Annotated in this window: 18 protein-coding genes; 17 read left to right on the top strand and 1 reads right to left on the bottom strand. The window is 37.7% G+C overall.

Annotated features, from left to right (window positions below; genetic code table 11):
- Positions 1-11: 11 nt before the first annotated feature.
- From B7E07_RS13260 to B7E07_RS13175, 17 genes are all read left to right on the top strand, one after another.
- Positions 12-1,100, top strand: a complete 1,089-nt coding sequence (locus B7E07_RS13260) for a DNA alkylation repair protein (RefSeq protein ID WP_080846312.1) — start codon at positions 12-14, stop codon at positions 1,098-1,100.
- Positions 1,101-1,428: 328 nt separating this feature from the next.
- Entirely contained in the window at positions 1,429-1,707 is a 279-nt protein-coding gene (locus B7E07_RS13250; protein ID WP_080846310.1) for a hypothetical protein, read from the top strand.
- 47 nt (positions 1,708-1,754) lie between these two features.
- Complete coding sequence (locus tag B7E07_RS13245; RefSeq protein ID WP_257391451.1) at positions 1,755-2,252, top strand: GNAT family N-acetyltransferase; 498 nt, start codon at positions 1,755-1,757, stop codon at positions 2,250-2,252.
- A 316-nt stretch (positions 2,253-2,568) separates the two neighbouring features.
- On the top strand, positions 2,569-3,231 hold the full coding sequence (locus B7E07_RS13240; protein WP_080846308.1) for a hypothetical protein: 663 nt from the start codon (positions 2,569-2,571) through the stop codon (positions 3,229-3,231).
- A gap of 1,574 nt (positions 3,232-4,805) precedes the next feature.
- On the top strand, positions 4,806-5,126 hold the full coding sequence (locus tag B7E07_RS13235; RefSeq protein ID WP_080846307.1) for a hypothetical protein: 321 nt from the start codon (positions 4,806-4,808) through the stop codon (positions 5,124-5,126).
- Positions 5,127-5,306: 180 nt separating this feature from the next.
- On the top strand, positions 5,307-5,957 hold the full coding sequence (locus B7E07_RS13230; RefSeq protein WP_080846306.1) for a spore coat protein: 651 nt from the start codon (positions 5,307-5,309) through the stop codon (positions 5,955-5,957).
- 102 nt (positions 5,958-6,059) lie between these two features.
- Positions 6,060-6,746 (top strand): response regulator transcription factor, encoded by a 687-nt coding sequence (locus B7E07_RS13225; RefSeq protein ID WP_139785636.1) that lies wholly within the window; start codon positions 6,060-6,062, stop codon positions 6,744-6,746.
- A 1-nt stretch (position 6,747) separates the two neighbouring features.
- The gene (locus B7E07_RS13220) at positions 6,748-7,752 is read left to right on the top strand and encodes a sensor histidine kinase (RefSeq protein ID WP_080846304.1); all 1,005 of its coding nucleotides are present in this window, start codon (positions 6,748-6,750) and stop codon (positions 7,750-7,752) included.
- 93 nt (positions 7,753-7,845) lie between these two features.
- Positions 7,846-8,529, top strand: a complete 684-nt coding sequence (locus tag B7E07_RS13215) for an ABC transporter ATP-binding protein (RefSeq protein WP_080846303.1) — start codon at positions 7,846-7,848, stop codon at positions 8,527-8,529.
- The gene (locus B7E07_RS13210) at positions 8,526-11,126 is read left to right on the top strand and encodes an FtsX-like permease family protein (protein ID WP_080846302.1); all 2,601 of its coding nucleotides are present in this window, start codon (positions 8,526-8,528) and stop codon (positions 11,124-11,126) included. The genes B7E07_RS13215 and B7E07_RS13210 overlap by 4 nt, the downstream gene beginning before the upstream one ends.
- A gap of 122 nt (positions 11,127-11,248) precedes the next feature.
- A complete protein-coding gene (locus B7E07_RS13205; RefSeq protein ID WP_176215203.1) occupies positions 11,249-12,385 on the top strand; it encodes a DUF1835 domain-containing protein in 1,137 nt (378 codons plus the stop codon).
- 56 nt (positions 12,386-12,441) lie between these two features.
- Entirely contained in the window at positions 12,442-12,822 is a 381-nt protein-coding gene (locus B7E07_RS13200) for a hypothetical protein (RefSeq protein ID WP_080846300.1), read from the top strand.
- A 9-nt stretch (positions 12,823-12,831) separates the two neighbouring features.
- A complete protein-coding gene (locus tag B7E07_RS13195) occupies positions 12,832-13,062 on the top strand; it encodes a hypothetical protein (protein WP_080846299.1) in 231 nt (76 codons plus the stop codon).
- A gap of 5 nt (positions 13,063-13,067) precedes the next feature.
- Positions 13,068-14,285: an SEC-C metal-binding domain-containing protein gene (locus tag B7E07_RS13190; RefSeq protein WP_080846298.1), complete on the top strand. Its 1,218-nt coding sequence runs from the start codon at positions 13,068-13,070 to the stop codon at positions 14,283-14,285.
- 465 nt (positions 14,286-14,750) lie between these two features.
- Positions 14,751-15,845 carry a DNA sulfur modification protein DndB gene (locus tag B7E07_RS13185; protein WP_080846297.1) on the top strand — a complete coding sequence of 365 codons (1,095 nt, stop codon included), beginning with the start codon at positions 14,751-14,753 and terminating at the stop codon, positions 15,843-15,845.
- Positions 15,835-16,878 (top strand): DNA sulfur modification protein DndB, encoded by a 1,044-nt coding sequence (locus B7E07_RS13180; RefSeq protein ID WP_080846296.1) that lies wholly within the window; start codon positions 15,835-15,837, stop codon positions 16,876-16,878. Before B7E07_RS13185 ends, B7E07_RS13180 begins: the two co-directional genes overlap by 11 nt.
- Positions 16,879-17,077: 199 nt before the next feature.
- A complete protein-coding gene (locus B7E07_RS13175; RefSeq protein WP_080846295.1) occupies positions 17,078-17,617 on the top strand; it encodes a competence protein ComK in 540 nt (179 codons plus the stop codon).
- Positions 17,618-17,965: 348 nt separating this feature from the next.
- On the opposite strand, the gene B7E07_RS13165 is transcribed toward B7E07_RS13175, so the two are convergent.
- A complete protein-coding gene (locus B7E07_RS13165) occupies positions 17,966-18,736 on the bottom strand; it encodes a serine hydrolase (RefSeq protein ID WP_080846293.1) in 771 nt (256 codons plus the stop codon).
- Between the last annotated feature and the right edge of the window lie 439 nt (positions 18,737-19,175).

Raw genomic sequence — 19,175 nt, 5'->3', positions numbered from 1 at the left:
GTGGCACGGAAATGGCTTCGGCATTAAAAGACATTTACAATGAACTTTTCATTCAAAAATTGATTGCTTCCATTAAAAATGAATATCCTCCCTTTCAGGGGGAGGAATTCTTTTCTGCTATTTTCGATGAACAATGGGAGCAAAGAACATTAAAGGAACGGATGCGCCATATTACCTTAAAATTGAATGAAGGATTGCCTGAAGATTATGAAGAGAGCCTAGACATTCTCATGAAAGTCGCACCCCATTTTAAACATGAAGATCTGGCAGCCATTATTTTTCCAGACTATGTAGAGGTCTTTGGTTTAGAACACTGGGAGCCATCACTTGCAGCCTTGGAACATTTCACAATGTATTCAACATCTGAATTTGCCGTCCGACCATTCATTATCAAGGACTTAGGAAAGATGGCGAAACAAATGGAGCACTGGGCTATTTCCTCTCATGCAAGCGTACGGCGTCTGGCAAGTGAAGGGATGCGCCCCCGTCTTCCATGGGGAGTAGCTCTCCAGTCATTAAAAAAAGACCCATCTCCAATCATGCCTATCTTAGAGCTTTTGAAAAAAGATGAATCTTTATATGTCCGTAAAAGCGTCGCCAATAATTTAAATGATATCTCAAAGGATCATCCACAACTTGTCCTCGCACTAGCAGAGAAGTGGCTTGGAACACATCCTAATACGGATTGGATTATCAAACACGCTTGCCGGACACTTTTAAAAAAGGGCGATCCAGCAGCTCTATCCTTATTTGGATATTCTGGTGCAGAAGGAATATCTGTTCAAAACTTCAGGATTGAAAATGAAACGATCCATATAGGGGGAGAACTTCTTTTTTCTTTTGCCATCACATCAGAACGAACCGAACCAACCCCGATCCGGTTGGAATACCGAATTCACTATGCAAAAGCACTAGGCAAACAATCCGCTAAAATATTTAAAATAACGGAAAATACCATCTCGAAGGATAAACCGCTTCTGTATAAAAAGAAACAATCCTTTAAAGATATGACCACAAGAAAACACTATCCTGGTGATCACACGATATCTATTCTTATAAATGGGGAAGAAAAAGCTAAGCTTTCATTTATTGTTAGGTGAGGGGGAAGGGACTGGGATACCGATATTAGGCGTATTACTGAGAGAAACGAGATATGAAATGCTGAAAATTGGTAACTGTAGTCGTGTTGTTGTTAGAACTGTGAGCCAACCCACTTATGACCTAAATCAAAGTCCGCTGCCAGCGGACTTTTTTATACTCCTGAAAGGTATGGCAGCATAGTAGTACATATGGTGCTGAGCTAAAATGACAACTGAACTATCACATTTAAAAATTTGCTGTATAAAAATGTATTTTACGTCTGATAAATTATGGAACTTTCTATTTATTTCTTCGTATAAAAAGGAGACAGAAAAAGGAGGAGTTAGATTGGAACTACAAACAAAAGCAGCTGCTGAAATAAACATACATACTAAGAAAAACATAACAATAAAAAAGGCTCTTCAAATATACGGCATTTTTGCAGTGATAGGTATGTTTTTATCAAACATAACCATACCTGTTTCCTTAAATGAAGAGATGCAATTTTTCATAAACGAAGACTTACAATTATCCTCGTCTGAATTGAAGAGTTTTTCTATTTTTATTGTTGGAAGTGCGAGTATTTTCTTTGGGATCATTCATACGGTTTATAAAGAAAGATCTTAAACTGTACATTGAGATGAATGAAAGGACAGAGTGAATTGGAGGAAACAGTGAAAATCAGACCTATAACAATGAATGATTACAAATATGTGCTCAATTGGAGTACGGATGAGGTGTTTTGTCATGCAAACGGCTGGCAGATGGATCGAAAGCCAGAAGAATTATATGACTGGTGGCTCAATCAAGTGTACACTTCCTCTATTGAATTTGTCAGATTAGGGATTGAGCACGAGGGAAGATTAATTGGATATGGAGACTTGGCAGATATGAAGAACCATACTGCCGAATTGGGAATAGCGATCGGAGACAGTACCCTTTGGGGGCAGGGAATTGGCACAAAAGCTGCGGCAGAATTAATGGAATATGGTTTAAAGAAATTTGGAATTACCACATACATGGCTGAAACGCATGAAAACAACAAGCGTTCACGGAAAATGCTTGAAAAAGTAGGGTTCCAAGAAACAAGCAGAAACGGAAAAGAAGAATACTTAGGAGAAGATGTGCGATTAATTCAATACAGACTGAAGAAGTGCAACGGTTTATTATAATTGATGAAGCCTACTGCGTTTCCAGGATATAAAGAACATAAAATTGACAAATGAAAGATTTATAATAAACTAAAAATAGTAATCTCCACAGATCCCTTTAACTATCCACAATGAGTTTTGCTTCCGTTTTACTATCTTCTTTTACACTGTAAATCCTAACAATTCTTCCGAAGATTAATCAAAATAATACACATTAACAGCTTATTTAGAAATGCAGGACAACCTGATAGAACACTTTTTGAATTTTAAAAAATACTCTTAGGTATGGCTTTAGGCTTGATAAAAAAAGAACCTATACTGAGAGAGGAGGCATTCTATGGGTTACGAAGAAGAATATCGGGCTTTTTTCAGTGCTCACATGCAGGCAAGAACTGGTGAGCGGCTGCGGCGCTTGGAAGAAGGTCATAATCAGGCTGAAATGCTATTTTTAAAGCAAGTGTGGTGGCCAATATTTTATCAGTTCAAGTACCTTCATCCAGAATTTGAAGTGGAGGATTTCAAGGATGGCAAGAGGTACTTAGATTTTGCTTATATTCGCCCTGGTGTTCGGATATGTTTTGAAATTGATGGGTATGGACCTCACCTGAAAAACATAAGCAGGTGGCAATTTGCCGACAACCTTGAACGTCAAAACCAGTTAGTGATTGATGGATGGACTGTGATTCGCTTTTCTTATGACCAATTAAAAGACAAACCGCGTCGCTGCCAACAGGTCGTTCAGCAAGTGATTGGCCAATGGCTGGGAGATGAACTGGATGAAACAACACTATCCTTTTCTGAAAAGGAAGTTCTCCGGCTGGCTGTTCGAAAAGGAGAACCCATTTCCCCTAAAGAAGTGTTACAGTATTTGAAGTTAAGTGATAAAACGGTCAAAAAAGTACTCTCTAACCTAGTGGATAAAAAGCTTCTAATTCCTGCATCAGGTAGCATGAGGGTACGCACTTATCGACTGGGGGATAAAGTGAAGACTCCCATCTAATGATTTTCCTACAAAGTGAAGAGATCAATCGGGAAAATATGTATATTCGTTATTATGGATTGACGTCGCATTCATGCTGTTGAAATAGACGGAAGAATTCCGCTTAAATCGCTCAATTACGGAAAATGTGGTGAAATAGACGGAAAAAATCCGACTAAATCGCTGAATTACGGAAAATGTGGTGAAATAGACGGAAAAGTTCCGACTAAATCGCTGAATTACGGAAAATGTGGTGAAATAGACGGAAAAAATCCGACTAAATCGCTGAATTACGGAAAATGTGGTGAAATAGACGGAAAAAATCCGACTAAATCGCTGAATTACGGAAAATGTGGTGAAATAGACGGAAAAATTCCGACTAAATCGCAAAATCACGGAAAATGAGCTAAAATAGATGGAAGAATTCCGACTAACTACCCGAAAAACATAAAAAAAGGCCATTTTTCTCGAAATAGTCGGAAAAACTCCGCTTATTTTCCCAAAAAATAGCTCAATTCAGCAAATAGTCGGAAAAACTCCGCTTATTTTATGGATGCCAGCAAGGATTCTGCGTCCCGCATCCGCACAAATCGACTGGGAATAAAGGATCGCTTCAATGTTGCTGAAATAGACGGAAAAATTCCGACTAAATCATAAAATCACGGAAAATGTGGTGAAATAGACGGAAAAAATCCGACTAACTACCCGAAAAACATAAAAAAGGGCCATTTTTCTCGAAATAGTCGGAAAAACTCCTCTTATTTTCCCAAAAAATAGCTCAATTCAGCAAATAGTCGGAAAACGTCCGCTTATTTTATGGAGGCCAGCAAGGATTCTGCGTCGCGCATCTGCACAAATCGACTGGGAATAAAGGATCGCTCCAATGTTGCTGAAATAGACGGAAAAATTCCGACTAAATCATAAAATCACGGAAAATGAGCTAAAATAGACGGAAGAATTCCGACTAACTAGCCGAAAACCATAAAAAAAGGCCATTTTTCTCGAAATAGTCGGAAAAACTCCGCTTATTTTCCGAAAAAATAGCTCAATTCAGCAAATAGTCGGAAAACGTCCGCTTATTTTATGGTGTCCAGCAAGGATTCTGCGTCCCGCATCCGCACAAATCGACTGGGAATAAAGGATCGCTCCAATGTTGCTGAAATAGACGGAAAAATTCCGACTAAATCATAAAATCACGGAAAATGAGCTAAAATAGACGGAAGAATTCCGACTAACTACCCGAAAAACATAAAAAAAGGCCATTTTTCTCGAAATAGTCGGAAAAACTCCGCTTATTTTCCCACAAAATAGCTCAATTCAGCAAATAGTCGGAAAAACTCCGCTTATTTCCTCCTAAAATAGCTTAACTCAGCAAATAACCGGAAAATCGCCGCTTATTTTATGAAGGCCAGCAAGGTTTCTACTTCCCACAACTTCACAAATCGACTGGAATAATGACTCGCGCTCCAATGCCGCACAAATACACGGAAAAATTCCGCATATTTCATTTTCCTCTACATTAATAACTCACAAAATTCATCGATTGCTGTTCCCCCAATCAGGGCATATTAAAGAAAAAACAGGAGCGATTCATAATGCCAAGAAAAGCTGAGAAACCTGATGAAACAGAGGCTGAAACTCTTCAAACGAAAGAACATCAACACAACAGCGATCAAGATGATATCGAGCAATTAAACCGAATGCTTGGGGAAGTGTTAACATACTTGTCTGATGATGAGGTTGAGGAAATTGATATTGAATACTTGCTCAAAAATACAGAAGGACTCCGCGAATGGTGGGATGGGTTCCGGGAACGAAACCGCAAATCCATTGAAAAAGAAATCATGAAATCACTGGGCTCGCTGCCAATCAAGGAATTAGAAAGCATTCGGGAGCAAATCAAAGCGAAAACATAAGCAGAGTGAAAAGCTGCTGATTCATGAAGAAGCACAAAACATCCACCTTCCAATCATACTCTCTTTCCTGTAATTCTTCCGATTTATGCTTATTTTTGGTTATTGAAAACAAGTGAATAAGTACTCGAAAAGATTTCATAATAACAAGGTAACATCGAGATTAAAAAGGGAGGTAATGACATGGAAAACCAACAACAAGGCCAAATGCACCAAAATATGCACACAGGTACTGTACCACCGCAAATGAATCATGGTGGTCATGAGGTTTTTGACTTAAACGAAGTACTAACTGCAGGGGTTGGCACGATTAATCAATTTGTCTTGCTAAAAGAGCATGCACAAGATCCTGAACTGATTAATATCATGAATCGCCAGCATGCTTTCCTTGTTCAAGAGTATAATACAACTCTTGAGTGCTTCAAAACAGGTCAAGATCCTCAGGTGCCGACACAAACGTATAATATGACGCAAAATAATGATTTTATTTATGGTTTAACACCAAGAGCGCCTAAAAAGCCATTCCAGTCTGCAACTGAAATAAACGATGAATATATTTCAGGATGCCTGCTGCATGCACATAAGTCAGCAGCGTCACTAAAAACAATGTCTGCACTTGAAGTAACAAACCCAGTTGTACGCCGAGTGCTGGCTGATTCAGTGCCAAACTGCATTGAAATGGCTTATGAGTTATCGATTTATCAAAACAAACATCACTACTACCAAGTTCCACAACTGGCAGCACAGGATATGCAGGCTTTAACAAATGCATACGCGCCAGCTGCAGCACCAGGACAAGGGCAAATGCCTATGAACAACCAAATGAAGCATTAATCAACGTGCCCCTGCTCCTGTGCAGGGGTATTCTATTTTTAAGTAATTAAACTTTGCTTATCACTTCATTGATCCTTTATGCTAGAGGTTGGGGTGAATAAAATGGTAACGATTATGATTGTTGAAGACGACAAAACGATTGCCGCAGGACTTGAATATACATTACAACAAGATGGGTTTGTATCTATTCTTTGTTATAATTCTGCTTCAGCACTGGATATTTTATCAAGAGAGATAGACCGTATTGATCTCTGCTTGTTTGATGTGGGACTTCCAGATGGGAGCGGCTATGATTTGTGCTCATACGTGAAAGAGCGCAAGGATCTGCCGGTCATTTTTTTAACAGCGTTCGACGATGAAGTGAATGTAGTGATGGGCCTCGATATGGGCGGAGATGATTATATTACGAAGCCTTTTCGGATTCGGGAGCTGCTCTCGAGAATTAAATCAGTGCTGCGCAGATACTCGAAACAGCCACTGAATAAAAAAAATATCGAAATTCAACATATAGTCATAAACACGCTGGAAGGGAAAGTGTTCAAAAGGGATGAAGAAGTATTTCTAACTGCACTTGAATATCGTTTGCTGCTCATTTTCAGCAATCATATTGGACAAGTGCTGTCAAGAGCACAGCTGCTTGAACAGTTATGGGATGTAGCGGGTGATTTTGTGAACGATAACACCCTAACCGTTTATATAAAAAGATTGCGTGAAAAGCTTGAGGACCATCCGCAAACACCAGAAATCATTAAAACCGTCCGCGGTATTGGCTATAAAGTAGGTGAGTAGCATGTGGCGGAACAGAGAATGGCAATTATTTTTGATTGTATTGATGACAATAAGTGTACTTATATTGGGAGCAGCCACATTTTTTTTAACAACCGAGGCTCTTATTTACATTCTGGCAGCAGAAGTTTTACTGATTACCGCTTTTTTACTATTTACACGGTGGCGCTATCGGGAAATTGAAAAACTTACACATTATATGCGAAAAATCAGCAGTGAAAGCATAGCATATGACATTCGTGATAATTACGAAGGTGAATTAAGCATTCTAAAAAATGAAATCTATAAAGTAACGAGGAAGCTTTCTGATCAAAGTGCTTATCTTCAAAAGAATAAGCAGGAATTGACTGATGCTATATCTGATATTTCACACCAATTAAAAACTCCCTTAACGTCCATGATGGTGATGTCTGATCTCCTGAACGACAGCAACTTAGATGATAAAAAGCGTTCAGAATTCACTCGCAGCATGACCGTGCAGCTTGAACGAATTGAGTGGCTGGTGTCCTCATTATTAAAACTATCGAAAATTGATGCTGGGACCATTCATTTTAAAAAGGAAACAGTGAATGCAGAAGATGTTATAAGGCAGGCGACACAGCCGCTATTGATTCCAATGGATGTAAAAAATCAAACATTCGAACTCACAGGTGAGGACAAAGCAAATTTTATCGGAGATGCCAAGTGGACAGCAGAAGCACTGGTGAACATTCTGAAGAATTGTGTGGAGCATACGGCGGAAGGCGGACACATCAAGGCATCCTGCTCTGAAAATGCACTTTTTACCGAAATCGTCATTAATGATAATGGAAGAGGTATTCCGAAAGAAGATCTACCATACATATTTAAGCGATTTTACAAAGGAAAAAATGCTGGCGATGACAGCATTGGAATAGGACTGGCCATGGCATATAGCATTATAAAAAGGCAGAATGGCTCTATTACGGTCACAAGTGAACTGAACCAAGGAACCACATTCCACATCAAATTATATAAACAAATCCTGTAAGAGCTTAAGTGACTAAATTGTCATTTTACAGTCACGGCAGAGTCATTTTAGGCAGATATACTTTATGTATATTGAATGTTGGAGGTATATGATATGGATATTTTAAAAATAGAGAATCTGTCTAAAGTGTACGGAACAGGAGATACAGCCGTTAAAGCCCTTGATCATGTTTCTTTTTCAGTCAAAAAGGGTGAGTTCGTGGCGATTATTGGGCCATCCGGCTCTGGCAAATCAACTTTGCTGCATATGCTTGGCGGTGTCGACATTCCAACGGGCGGCAAGGTGCTGGTCGACAATACCGATATTTATGGATTAAACGAATCACAGCTTGCGATTTTCAGACGCAGGCAAATTGGATTGATCTATCAATTTTATAATTTAATTCCTGTATTAACAGTAGAAGAAAATATCACACTGCCTGTACTGCTTGACGGACATAAAGTCGACAATCAGCATTTAACTGATATTGTGAATACACTAGGCCTAGAACACCGGCTGTCACATTTGCCCAATCAGCTATCAGGCGGACAGCAGCAGCGTGTTTCCATTGGAAGAGCGCTCATCAGCCAGCCTGCCATTATGCTTGCAGATGAACCGACAGGCAATCTGGACAGCAAAAACAGCGAGGAAATTATGGACCTGCTGAAAATGTTTAATAAAACGTATAAGCAAACACTCATTGTGATTACCCACGACGAGCGAGTGGCACTCGAAGCAGATCGCGTTATTTCAATTGAAGATGGCAGGATAGCAAAGGATGAGGTGCTTCATCCATGAATATTGTGAACAAGCTGACCATTCAGCATTTGAAACAGAATAAAAGGAGAACGCTCGTTACGATCTTTGGTGTGATTATATCTGTTGCGATGATTGTTGCCGTAACGACTTTAGGAGTCTCTTTTCTAGATTTATTTAAAAAACAATCCATTGCCAATCATGGTGAATGGCATGTGTCATACGAAAATGTAAGTAAAGAACAAATACAGGCGATTCAAGATGACGAACAAACACAATCATCCTTCCTATCGAGAAATGATGGCTATGCCTATTTAACTGGCTCTGAAAATGATAACAAACCATATGTCTTTATTAAATCCTTTGATACAGCTGGCTTAAAGAATTACCCGGTTCATATAAAAGAGGGCCGATTGCCCGAAGCAAGTAATGAAGTAGTTCTGTCAGAGCATATTGAAACAAATGGAGGAGTTTCTTATCAGGTTGGCGATGAATTGACACTTCAGGTGGGAGAGAGAGTGAATACTCTGCCTGACGCTGATCCTGAAAGAGAATTAAAACAAACCGACTCCCTTATTCAGCTGGACGGCGAAACCGCTGAAACGATTGCAGAAACTGATGAACAGACATTTAAAATTGTTGGCATGATTGAAAGACCAGAATGGGAGCCAACATGGTCGCCTGGATATACGGTTATTTCTTTTGTTGATGGTGAAGAAGCGGGGCTTTTAGCTGATGTATCTGTGATCGTCAAAGACATTAATAAGGATATATTTGACCATGCGGAAGCTTTAGCAAAAAGCATTGGATTGGAGAAAACATCCTTAAGTTTTAATGATAGTCTGCTCCGCTATTACGGTGTCACAGATAATGCAAACCTGCAAACTACATTGTATAGGCTGCTGGGGATTATAGTCGCTGTTATCATGATCGGGTCTATTGCATTGATTTATAATGCGTTTGCGATAAGTGTTTCTGAAAGATCCCGTCATTTAGGAATGCTGTCAAGTGTGGGGGCAACCAAACGCCAAAAAAGGAATTCCGTCTTTTTTGAAGGTTTTGTGATCGCTCTTATCAGTATTCCGCTGGGGATCATTGCCGGTTTAACAGGTATATGGATAACCTTCCTATTAATCAATGACATGATTGAAGGAGCTTTAGGCATTTCAGAAAAATTAACGGTGGTCATTACCCCAATGTCCATCGTGACAGCATGCCTTTTGTCGTTAGCAACCATCTTTATATCAACCTATTTACCGGCTGTTAAGGCTTCAAAAATATCTGCAATTGACGCGATTCGCCAATCACAGGATGTAAAACTCACAGGCAAAAAGATTAAAACACCGAAACTTGTGAGAAAGCTATTTGGCATTGAAGGAGAAATAGGGCTTAAAAATTTAAAACGAAACAAACGCCGTTATAATGTGACCGTTTTTTCCCTTGTCATCAGCATTCTCTTATTTTTATCGGTCTCCTTTTTTACCGATAGCTTAAAAAAATCATTAGAATTATCTCAAGAAGGGATTAATTTTGACATTAGAGTTTCGCTAAATAGCAATGATGAAGAGAAAACCGAACAGCTGTCAAGTGTAACAGAGTACGACTTGGTTGAGAGCTCTGTGCTGCATAAATATATTGATTTAAATTTTTATGTAAAAGAAGAGGAAGCTGCTTTGCCGCTCCAAGAAGACATACAAAGCGGACTATTGGAGTCGGACGAAAAAGGGTTTCTTTACAATGCGACGGTCTCCAGTTTAGATGAACAAAGCTTTGAAGAATATGCGGAACAAATAGGTGCATATTCTTTTTCGGATAAAACTTCAGGGGATTTTCCGGTCATTATGGTCAACACAGCACAATACCAAGATTCCGAAAGTGGAAGATTTGTCGAGACAGAAGCCATTATTAAGGAGATTGGTGATACTTTATCGTTGTACTATCATGATTACGGACAATCAATAGACAAGAGCGTTACAGATATCACAATCGCAGCTGAAACAAATGAGGTTCCAATGGGGATCCATTACGCCGGGCCAGGCAGTGTTCATTTTATTACGACCGAAGCGGTCTATAATGAGTTAGTGACAGCTGACATTCAGGACTTGGCCAATTCAAGTGTATATCTCCGAAGTTCGGACCCGCTAAAACTGCAGGAAATGATTGAAGACGCCGACGCTGATCTTCATGTTTATAATCTATACAGAGAAAGACAGGAGCAGGAACAGCTAATTTTGATTCTCTCTGTCTTCACCTATGGCTTTATTGCGCTGATCACCTTGATTTCAGTTGCGAATATTTTTAACACAATATCTACTAGTGTTTCCCTTAGAAAAAGAGAGTTTGCTATGCTCAAGTCAGTAGGGATGACACCGATGGGCTTTAATAAAATGATCAGCTATGAGAGTCTCTTCTACGGTCTCAAATCCATACTGTACGGCCTGCCGCTCAGCCTTATTGTCATGTATCTGATCTATTATGCTACAACCTCATCATTTGACTATAAATTTGAAGTGCCGTGGATGAATATATTCTATTGCATTATCAGCATTTTCCTGATTGTAGGAACATCCATGCTGTATTCAATTCGAAAAGTCAATCAGGATAATATTATTGAGAGTATTAAACAAGAGAATATATAGAGTACAGCTGAAAAAATGAGGTTCTTTTCTGACCTCAAAAACGAAGCGTCATTTCTAATTGGAAATGGCGCTTTTTAACATGAGTGAATATGGTAAAATTTATAGAAAAGGAGTGGTTCGAAGTGAAAAGCAAAGTCAGATTTCCGTTCGTGTATTTTTATCTGGAGCCTAAAAGGGTCTATATGTACAAAATGGACTCTACGGAGTATTTAACCGTTTCGAATTGGACTCAAAATGGCGAGTGGAGATCATTTGAAATAGCTGACGAGGAAGCGTTTGAAACGTTTAAACATGAAGAGACAAACCCGCCTGAAGGATTCAGTATATTCGTCAACCAGGATGTGTTGAACGATATGGTTGAAGAAATCAACAACAGCATCCAGCAATACCGCTCATTGCTGGCTTGTAAACCGTTCAGCAGAGATCCATTCAAAGAAGTGGATAGCGTACATATTGTATCTTCCGAATCCGCAGCAGGCACGGTCAGAATAGGAGTGCAGCATCCAAAGGCTGTTATAGGCTTTACTGAATTTCTTGCAATCGGTCCCATCTGGAAGCTGCATGAGAAAGAAGGACAAAAGTATCGCAATGAATGGCTGTTTGACCATATTAATAGTGAGCAGGAAGAATTTGAGGGTGAAAATAAATTTAGGAATATGCTTCGGGAGATCGAAGACATTCCAGAAACTCTTCCGATTTATATCTGGTATGGAAACGATGCATCTGAACAAACATTCCTGCGGTTTATTTTATACATACTGCGGCATAAAACAAATGTGATTTATCTAATGAATTTTGTTGAACTCTATGAAAAATACATAACAACAAAGGATGCACAACAAGAATTCTTATATACAAGTTATCTTGCCTCTCAAGATGTTAGGGTTCTTTTTGAAAAAAGAGGAGAAGTTAAGGCATTAAATGAAGCAGAGCTGTATCAATATCATAAAGAATGGAATACACTCTCACAGGCTAAGGGAGTTTTGCGGATTTACCGTGACAATGCAATTATGGAAATGAAACAGAATCACTATGATTCACTGATTTTAAATACGATCAAAAAATTGCATGAGGCACAGGAACAAAAAGACTTTATTAAAACAGGCAGTGTTATTGGTGAGGTTTTGGAAAACCGTAAAGAATTCAAACATGCGGACTATTTGGAATATCGGATAAGGGACTTAATCTATACAGGGTTTCTTGAGTTAAAAGGAGTACCAAAATCGATGGGACATTATCGTGTGAAGCTGCGTTCGTAATGTTTTACAATGATAAATGCAAATTATAGATGCATTAAGATGACGGGGAGATCTCAATGACCAAAAAAATAAGCGACCCTGCTCAATGGCGTGGGAGCTATTATGAACTGGAAATGCAGTATGATGGAAGCCACGAAGACGTTATAAATGCAGCGCTCAAAACCATAGCAAAGCACATGGATTTAGCTTATAAGGATAACTATGTAGAAAAACGCCAGCCTGTCCAGCTTCCAATACAGTTAAATAAAGAGCAAACATATTCGTTTATTGGAAAATTTACTTATTCAGAAACCATTACCCTTAACAGCCTTGTTGAAGTCATTGTTCTTGATGATGAAACAGCTTCTATTATTGTTTCAATTCCCCAATCAGAATTAGAAGAGAGCTTTTCAATTGACTATCCTTTAACCATCAAGCAAAATCAATGTTTAAAATGAATTCATGAGATGTTCATTGAACTACTTATCAACATTTATGGACAATCCAAGTTTCAGCTTGCTATGATAGGCGATGAGGTTTCCGGTTATACAAGAATAAATGAGATTAAAGTCAGTGACCTGTGCAATGAAGAGATCATCTTTATTCTCCCGGTTGATCTGCAGCGAAAACTTAATGTAGAACACATAGGAGTAGAATACCCTCATCAATTAAGAAAGTACGAAGATATAATGGAGTGAAAGAAATGAGTAATAAAGTGAGCGGCAACGTAGAGAAACAGCTTTTAAATGCACTCTCCAATATGAAAGAAACGGTTATATTGGAAAAAGAAAAGAGAGATAAAAAGCTTTATGCAACAGTGGACTACCCTATTAGTCTAGAAGATACCCTGAGCACGAAGACGAAAGCGGAATTAGATTTCATTCGAAAATTTTACGAGCTGCAGGGACTCAGTGCATTAAAAAAAGCACAATTAATAGAAGTGCTAAATGTAAGCATCCCAAATCATTTGGAATCTTTTTTGGCAAGGATTGATGCAGAAAGGATGCAGGTAATCAAAAAGATTCTCCAAAATGGAGGGTATTATGCTTTTACTGATTTATCTCATCAAAAGATAGCCTATTTTCGTGAAAGCGGCATAGTAGCAACAGGATCGATTAACGGAGAAAAAGTCCTTTATATTCCAGCAGATCTTGTAGAGCAGCTAAAGGCGCTTTGTGATAGCACTGACATAAAGCAAGCAGTCAAACGGAACACGGAGCTATTAAAAATTACAAAAGGAATACTTTTTTATTATGGTGCAGTCTCGTACAATGAGTTATTATCGATGATTGAAAAGCTGCTGAAAAAGCCAGTAAGCCTACTAAAGTATTTAGAGCTTTTACTTGATAGCAGAGTATATGGCTCAGAAATTATTTTTAAAGACGGCTATGTTCAGCATGATGAACTGGAAGATTTAGATAAGCTCAAAAATGAACATAATATGCGTCCGCATATTGGGTTTTATCCCTTTACAAAGGAACAGCTCTTACAAGCAAGTGAACCTGGCTACATTGATCAAACCGCCAGCTATCAGCAGCTTGTGCAATACATGGTGACTCACTATCCCATGAAAAAGTCCGAAGCAGAAAACATTGTAGGAGAAATTGTATTTCTCATAAAGAAAGGCAAGCAATTGGGTGAAATTCTGCTTTATCTACAGGAATACATAGATTTTCAGGATGTTGATGAGGTAAATGATTTTATGAATCCTGTTACGACATTAGTCAATCATACAAAACAATGGCACCTAAAAGGCTACGCACCAAAAGAAATCCGCAAACCAAATACAAAGCCAACCGCTGTGTTAGCAACACCTGCCAGCAGCAACATGATTGATATAAAATCAAGGCAAAAAGTGGGCAGAAACGAATCATGCCCCTGCGGCAGCGGGAAGAAGTATAAGAAGTGCTGCGGGAAATAAAAGAAACTGCTCCTAACCAATCGGTTGAGGAGCAGTTTTTTTATGCTAATAGCTAAAGTTCGGTTTGCTTTTTACCAGACAGCCTGATAAAAAGCTGCTTTAAACCTTAGCATAGATACAGAAAATCTATATAAAACAAAGAATGTCCTCATATGAAATAAATTTTAAAAAAAGTTTTGGAACTATGAAAACTTTGTGAACTAGAGAAAACTAGATTCTATATAGCTAAAGAGAAGCAAAAAGAAAGGAATTTATTCATGAAAATGATAGAAACATAGTGATTTTTTCTCTGTATGAAGAGAAATATTCTATTATACGAAAATCTGATGAACTGTCAAGAGTGAAGCAAACACAAGTAATACGCAATTTCGTCTTTATGTTTTATATAAGAGGCTGTGCACTGGATTTAGTCATTTACAGAACATTTCCTATTTTGCATAATACCTAATAGGAGGTTGGTACTGCATGGCAAATTCATATTTACTTGAAGGACAAAGCTTACATCAATTTGGAAAAGAAGTGCTGATATCTCAGCTTAGATTTTCATCCTTAGAGTCGATCTTTAAAGTCGACCCTGAAGTACAGCGGGAACTGGATCCAAAAAAGCGGCTCGAAATTAGAGAGTTTATTCTGAATGCCCTCGATACTAAAGAATTCTATTTTTCCCCATTTATTTTTTCAGCGAGAAGAGCAATTAAGCTGGAAGAGCAAAAATGGAAGCTGGAGCCTGGCAGCAAGCTGTTTATACTAGACGGCCAACACCGAACAAGCGCTCTATCTAGTGCGATGAATTATCTGAAAACAAAATTAGAAATGGTTGAGATGCAAGGGAACGAAGAAGAAGGAAGCCTACTCAAAAGAAAAATTGAACAATTAGAAGAATATCCTATTTCGATGTATATCTATTTAGATTTAGCGACAAATGAGGAGCAGCAGCTGTTCTCGGATATTAATACTAGAAGAAGAGAAGCACATGTTGGTTTAGTCATGCAATATGATCAGCGAGACAAGTATACTGAACTGGCTAGAAAAGTGGCTGAGAAAGTAAATGAATATTACGAGATTGAACAAAAGTTATCACGGATTACCATGCAAAGCACTGCCGTGACATCACTCGCTGTTATGAGGCGTTGTCTTTTAGCTATGTTTGAAGGGATTTTAAGCGTTAAAAAAGGAGAACCATTCTTTCAGAAATATCATGATGGAGAGGTTGAGGAAATTAGTCTTGCCTTTTTCACTGCATGGAAACAGCTATTTCCTCGGCAAATAGCAAATCGAAGAAAGTATGTATCAGGATATACCGGTATCCAGATTGCACTTGGTTATACCGTTTATACACTTACAAAAAACCACCAATTAACTCATCAGGAAGCCATAGCATCCTTGCACATTTTAAGTAAACGCTGTAACTGGAAGCATCATGACCCGCTATTCTATCATTTATACGACCCCGACAAAAAGCGAATCATAAACCACTCTGCTACTACAACAATCAGAAAAACAGCTAATCTATTTACAACTATAATTGAAGAGGAAAAGGGGCTCATTCATGGGCATTAATCTTGTATTTTCTAAAAAACAAACCTTTCTGATTTACTCCTTTGCTGAGTTGATTCAGCTCCTTAAGGCAAATGCAATACAATTAAGAGATGTAAATCAGTCACAGGTTAGAATTATAAAGAAATATATCATTGATAACGCTGCTACAGGACATATTTACTTGCCCCCATTTGTAGCAAACATAGAAGAACCATTAACAGAGCATCATCAACCAAATCAGTTTGCAATTGTTGATGGTACCCAGAGAATGATTGCATTGCAGCAATTAGAAGAAATGATCATGAAATCAAAGCATAGCGAAGACCCGAAGGAAATAAAAAAAGGCTACAGCCTGCAATATTTGCTGCAGCAAACTAGCTTTGCCATTCAAATGTTTGAGAGGCTGACAAAGGAAGAGGCAGATCAGCTTTATATTGATTTAAATACAAAAGGAAAAACAGTTGCGTTATCTAAAATAATTGCCTATGATTCGCGTAATCAAGTGAACCAAATCACAAATAAAATATTACAATCGAACACCGACCTTCAAATTGCAGGAGTTGAAATAGAAAAAAGGGCCGTTATCAGACCAACAAATAAAAAGTTTGTTTCCCTTTCACAGCTTAGACAGATTGTTCAAGTTTTTTTGAATGGGCAGCCCCTTCCTAGACGAGAAGAATCAAAAATACCGCTGCCGCTAAGTCAGGAAGACTATATAAATTTGGTTAACACATTTTTAGCTGAGCTTTTTAAGATCTATTCTCCAACACAAATAGGAGATTATCGTCAATGTATGCTTGCTAGCTTTCCTGTCCTTTTAAGTATTGCCAAGTATGTAAATGAGGGCCAAATAGAAGAAAACGTTGAACAGCGCAAATTGATGATAAAAGAACGGATACAGAGCCTAGAACAGGTCGATTGGAAACCTTCGAATTTGGAGTGGAAGCAGTTTGAGGGAAAAAACCTTGGCCGGGAACAATTATTTTATATCGCTAACAATAAAGTCAATCTGGATAAACTTATACACTGGCTTAAGGAGGTGAGAACCATGTAATGTATAGGAAAGATCCAATATGAATACAAAGGGAGTGATGTTCATTCAAACAGCAGACCAACGCAAAGAAAATCCCTAGACAAAGTGTCGTAGAAGGACATGTCTAGGGATTCCTAAGAGTTGCCTACCAACTCTACTTGTGAGTATACCCTTTTTTTGAAAATAATAAAATAGTACATGAGTTTAAGGAGGCTTTTATTTGAAGTATTTCAATGAATACAATATAAATAAACGAACCAAAGTCATTAACCCTTATTATGATGAGTTCGGAAACCTATACTCAACAGTACTTCTAGAAGGAGACATACTTCAAGTAAGGAAATCACCAAGAAAAATACTAAATGAGACATTAGAAAATAACAAATCAAGCTTCCAGGCAGCTATGCAATTTTCAAAAATACACTTCAGAAATCATAACATGCTGCCAATTGTCATTTGCGAATTCAACAATATAGTGATGTTCCCAGTGACATCACCATATAAAGAGACCTGCCAATGGCTTAATCCTGAACATATAAAAGATTATCCAAGTGTAGATGGCAGGCACACGAAAGTCATTTTTAATGATGACACAACTTTAGTCGTCAATCTAAGCCGAACGTGCTTTGAAGCAAAATATCATCGCGCTCTATTGTTGAGAAACATTGTTAGAGAGAGAAGACTGAAGCTCATCTATATCGATAACTATGAAAACTTTAGTTTAGCGATGGAGAGAAAGATGCAATATAACAAAGATTAGAATCATAAATAAAGGATATGCGGCGGGGAACTGAAGTTGGTTCCTCGCTTTCTTTCAAAATGCTGTATTCATAAAAGCCAAAGAAGTTCTACCTTTCTTCTGAATGAAAATCCAATCAAATTTAATCCCATACTTAAAGACTTGATTAAAGATTTTTGGAATATTTCTTACCTCCAGGATGAATTGAATTTTATTTATGAAGTGGTATATTTAGCATTTAAATAATACTAAAAATGGCATAGTGCAGAAAACTTGCATATTTTAGGCTCTTTCATTATTTTTTTTAAGTGTTAAAGTACTATTTAAGTATATTTGTTCTCATATTTAGTTTTATTTCTGAAAAATACTTTAATTTAAATCCTTTACTTCAATTTGATTTAGTTTATATAGTAAAACCATCAATTCCATAATTTTTTTATCTGCGAAATCATCATTAAATCTATTCGGCAGTTTATTTGCACCCAATATATATAAATAGGGATGTTTAGAAAACTCTCCTAAGATTCCAAGATCAATAGCTGCGTTAGATAAACCACCAGTCATATGAGTCAGGTGGTGAGACGCTATTCCCTTAATGACCCCACGCTGCCTGACTAAACCATTGACAATAGGAGCCCAGATCTTAGAGTTATGTTTATAGCCTTGGTATATTATCTGCATTAGGCCCATTAACTCGCTCAATTTTCCAACGTTTTGTATATCTCTGGGGTCTTCTGTGAAATTCATATGAATAAAACTAGATTGTATTTTTTGATTAATCTTTTCCCAACCTCCACAATAATGAACAACACGATTCGCAATTAAGCTATCGTGACAAGCAATCATAACTTCAACTGCCTCCTGTAATAAAAGAGAGTCTCTTGACTGGAGGTGTGGGTATATTTCTTTGCTATCCTCTTTTGGATTAAAAATTATTTGGTCAATCTGGTCAGTCCATTTAAATTCGTCTTCTTCTATAAACTTAGCGATACAATAACCAATTCCCACCTTAGCAGCAGACGCAAGAGGAACTAATAAATCCTCGTTAGATGAGAAAATAATTTCCTCTTTTGAATTTGAAAAGACAATAATTCCAACTTCACCATTTATTTCATTTAATTTTTCTTGGATATATTTCATTTTTTACCTCTTTTTTACATTATAAGTATATTAACTATATATCAAATTAGCTATCCAAGTTCAAAAATCCTTCTTTAAAACTGGAATTCCTCGTTATTAGACCATTAAAAAATACTGCACCAGTCAGCAACATTTTGTAGAATTTATATAATGCATCTCTTAGCACTAAAAAATAGTATCACTCTCGTCCAATCGCTTAGTGCACTAAGCAGCAATTCATAAAGAATGAATAAATTTTAATACTTATTCAGGTTTCCCCTTAAGTAATGGTTCATAAAGAGTAATAAACAGACTGCCAAACATATATCAGTTAAATGCAGAAACAAGTGTTTGCTGATGGTTTCCAATATCACCGATAAATATTGCTTTTTCATTAAAATAAAGCATTATATTCACAGCAATTTAGAAGAGCCACCACCACGCCTCCTGTACTCCTTTT

Source organism: Cytobacillus gottheilii (genome assembly GCF_900166665.1).
In the GTDB taxonomy this organism is placed as follows: Bacteria; Bacillota; Bacilli; order Bacillales; family Cytobacillaceae; genus Cytobacillus; species Cytobacillus gottheilii_A.
The sequence above is the reverse complement of the archived record's forward strand: the minus strand, read 5'-3'. Positions and strand labels throughout refer to the sequence as shown.

Bases quoted from the DNA above. Each gene is read 5' to 3' on its own strand.
- B7E07_RS13240 (WP_080846308.1), top strand. From the start codon at position 2,569: ATGGGTTACGAAGAAGAATATCGGGCTTTTTTCAGTGCTCACATGCAG.
- B7E07_RS13215 (WP_080846303.1), top strand. From the start codon at position 7,846: ATGGATATTTTAAAAATAGAGAATCTGTCTAAAGTGTACGGAACAGGA.
- B7E07_RS13230 (WP_080846306.1), top strand. From the start codon at position 5,307: ATGGAAAACCAACAACAAGGCCAAATGCACCAAAATATGCACACAGGT.
- B7E07_RS13220 (WP_080846304.1), top strand. From the start codon at position 6,748: ATGTGGCGGAACAGAGAATGGCAATTATTTTTGATTGTATTGATGACA.
- B7E07_RS13195 (WP_080846299.1), top strand. From the start codon at position 12,832: ATGTTCATTGAACTACTTATCAACATTTATGGACAATCCAAGTTTCAG.
- B7E07_RS13210 (WP_080846302.1), top strand. From the start codon at position 8,526: ATGAATATTGTGAACAAGCTGACCATTCAGCATTTGAAACAGAATAAA.
- B7E07_RS13200 (WP_080846300.1), top strand. From the start codon at position 12,442: ATGACCAAAAAAATAAGCGACCCTGCTCAATGGCGTGGGAGCTATTAT.
- B7E07_RS13180 (WP_080846296.1), top strand. From the start codon at position 15,835: ATGGGCATTAATCTTGTATTTTCTAAAAAACAAACCTTTCTGATTTAC.
- B7E07_RS13225 (WP_139785636.1), top strand. From the start codon at position 6,060: ATGGTAACGATTATGATTGTTGAAGACGACAAAACGATTGCCGCAGGA.
- B7E07_RS13235 (WP_080846307.1), top strand. From the start codon at position 4,806: ATGCCAAGAAAAGCTGAGAAACCTGATGAAACAGAGGCTGAAACTCTT.
- B7E07_RS13260 (WP_080846312.1), top strand. From the start codon at position 12: ATGGCTTCGGCATTAAAAGACATTTACAATGAACTTTTCATTCAAAAA.
- B7E07_RS13190 (WP_080846298.1), top strand. From the start codon at position 13,068: ATGAGTAATAAAGTGAGCGGCAACGTAGAGAAACAGCTTTTAAATGCA.
- B7E07_RS13165 (WP_080846293.1), bottom strand. From the start codon at position 18,736: ATGAAATATATCCAAGAAAAATTAAATGAAATAAATGGTGAAGTTGGA.
- B7E07_RS13185 (WP_080846297.1), top strand. From the start codon at position 14,751: ATGGCAAATTCATATTTACTTGAAGGACAAAGCTTACATCAATTTGGA.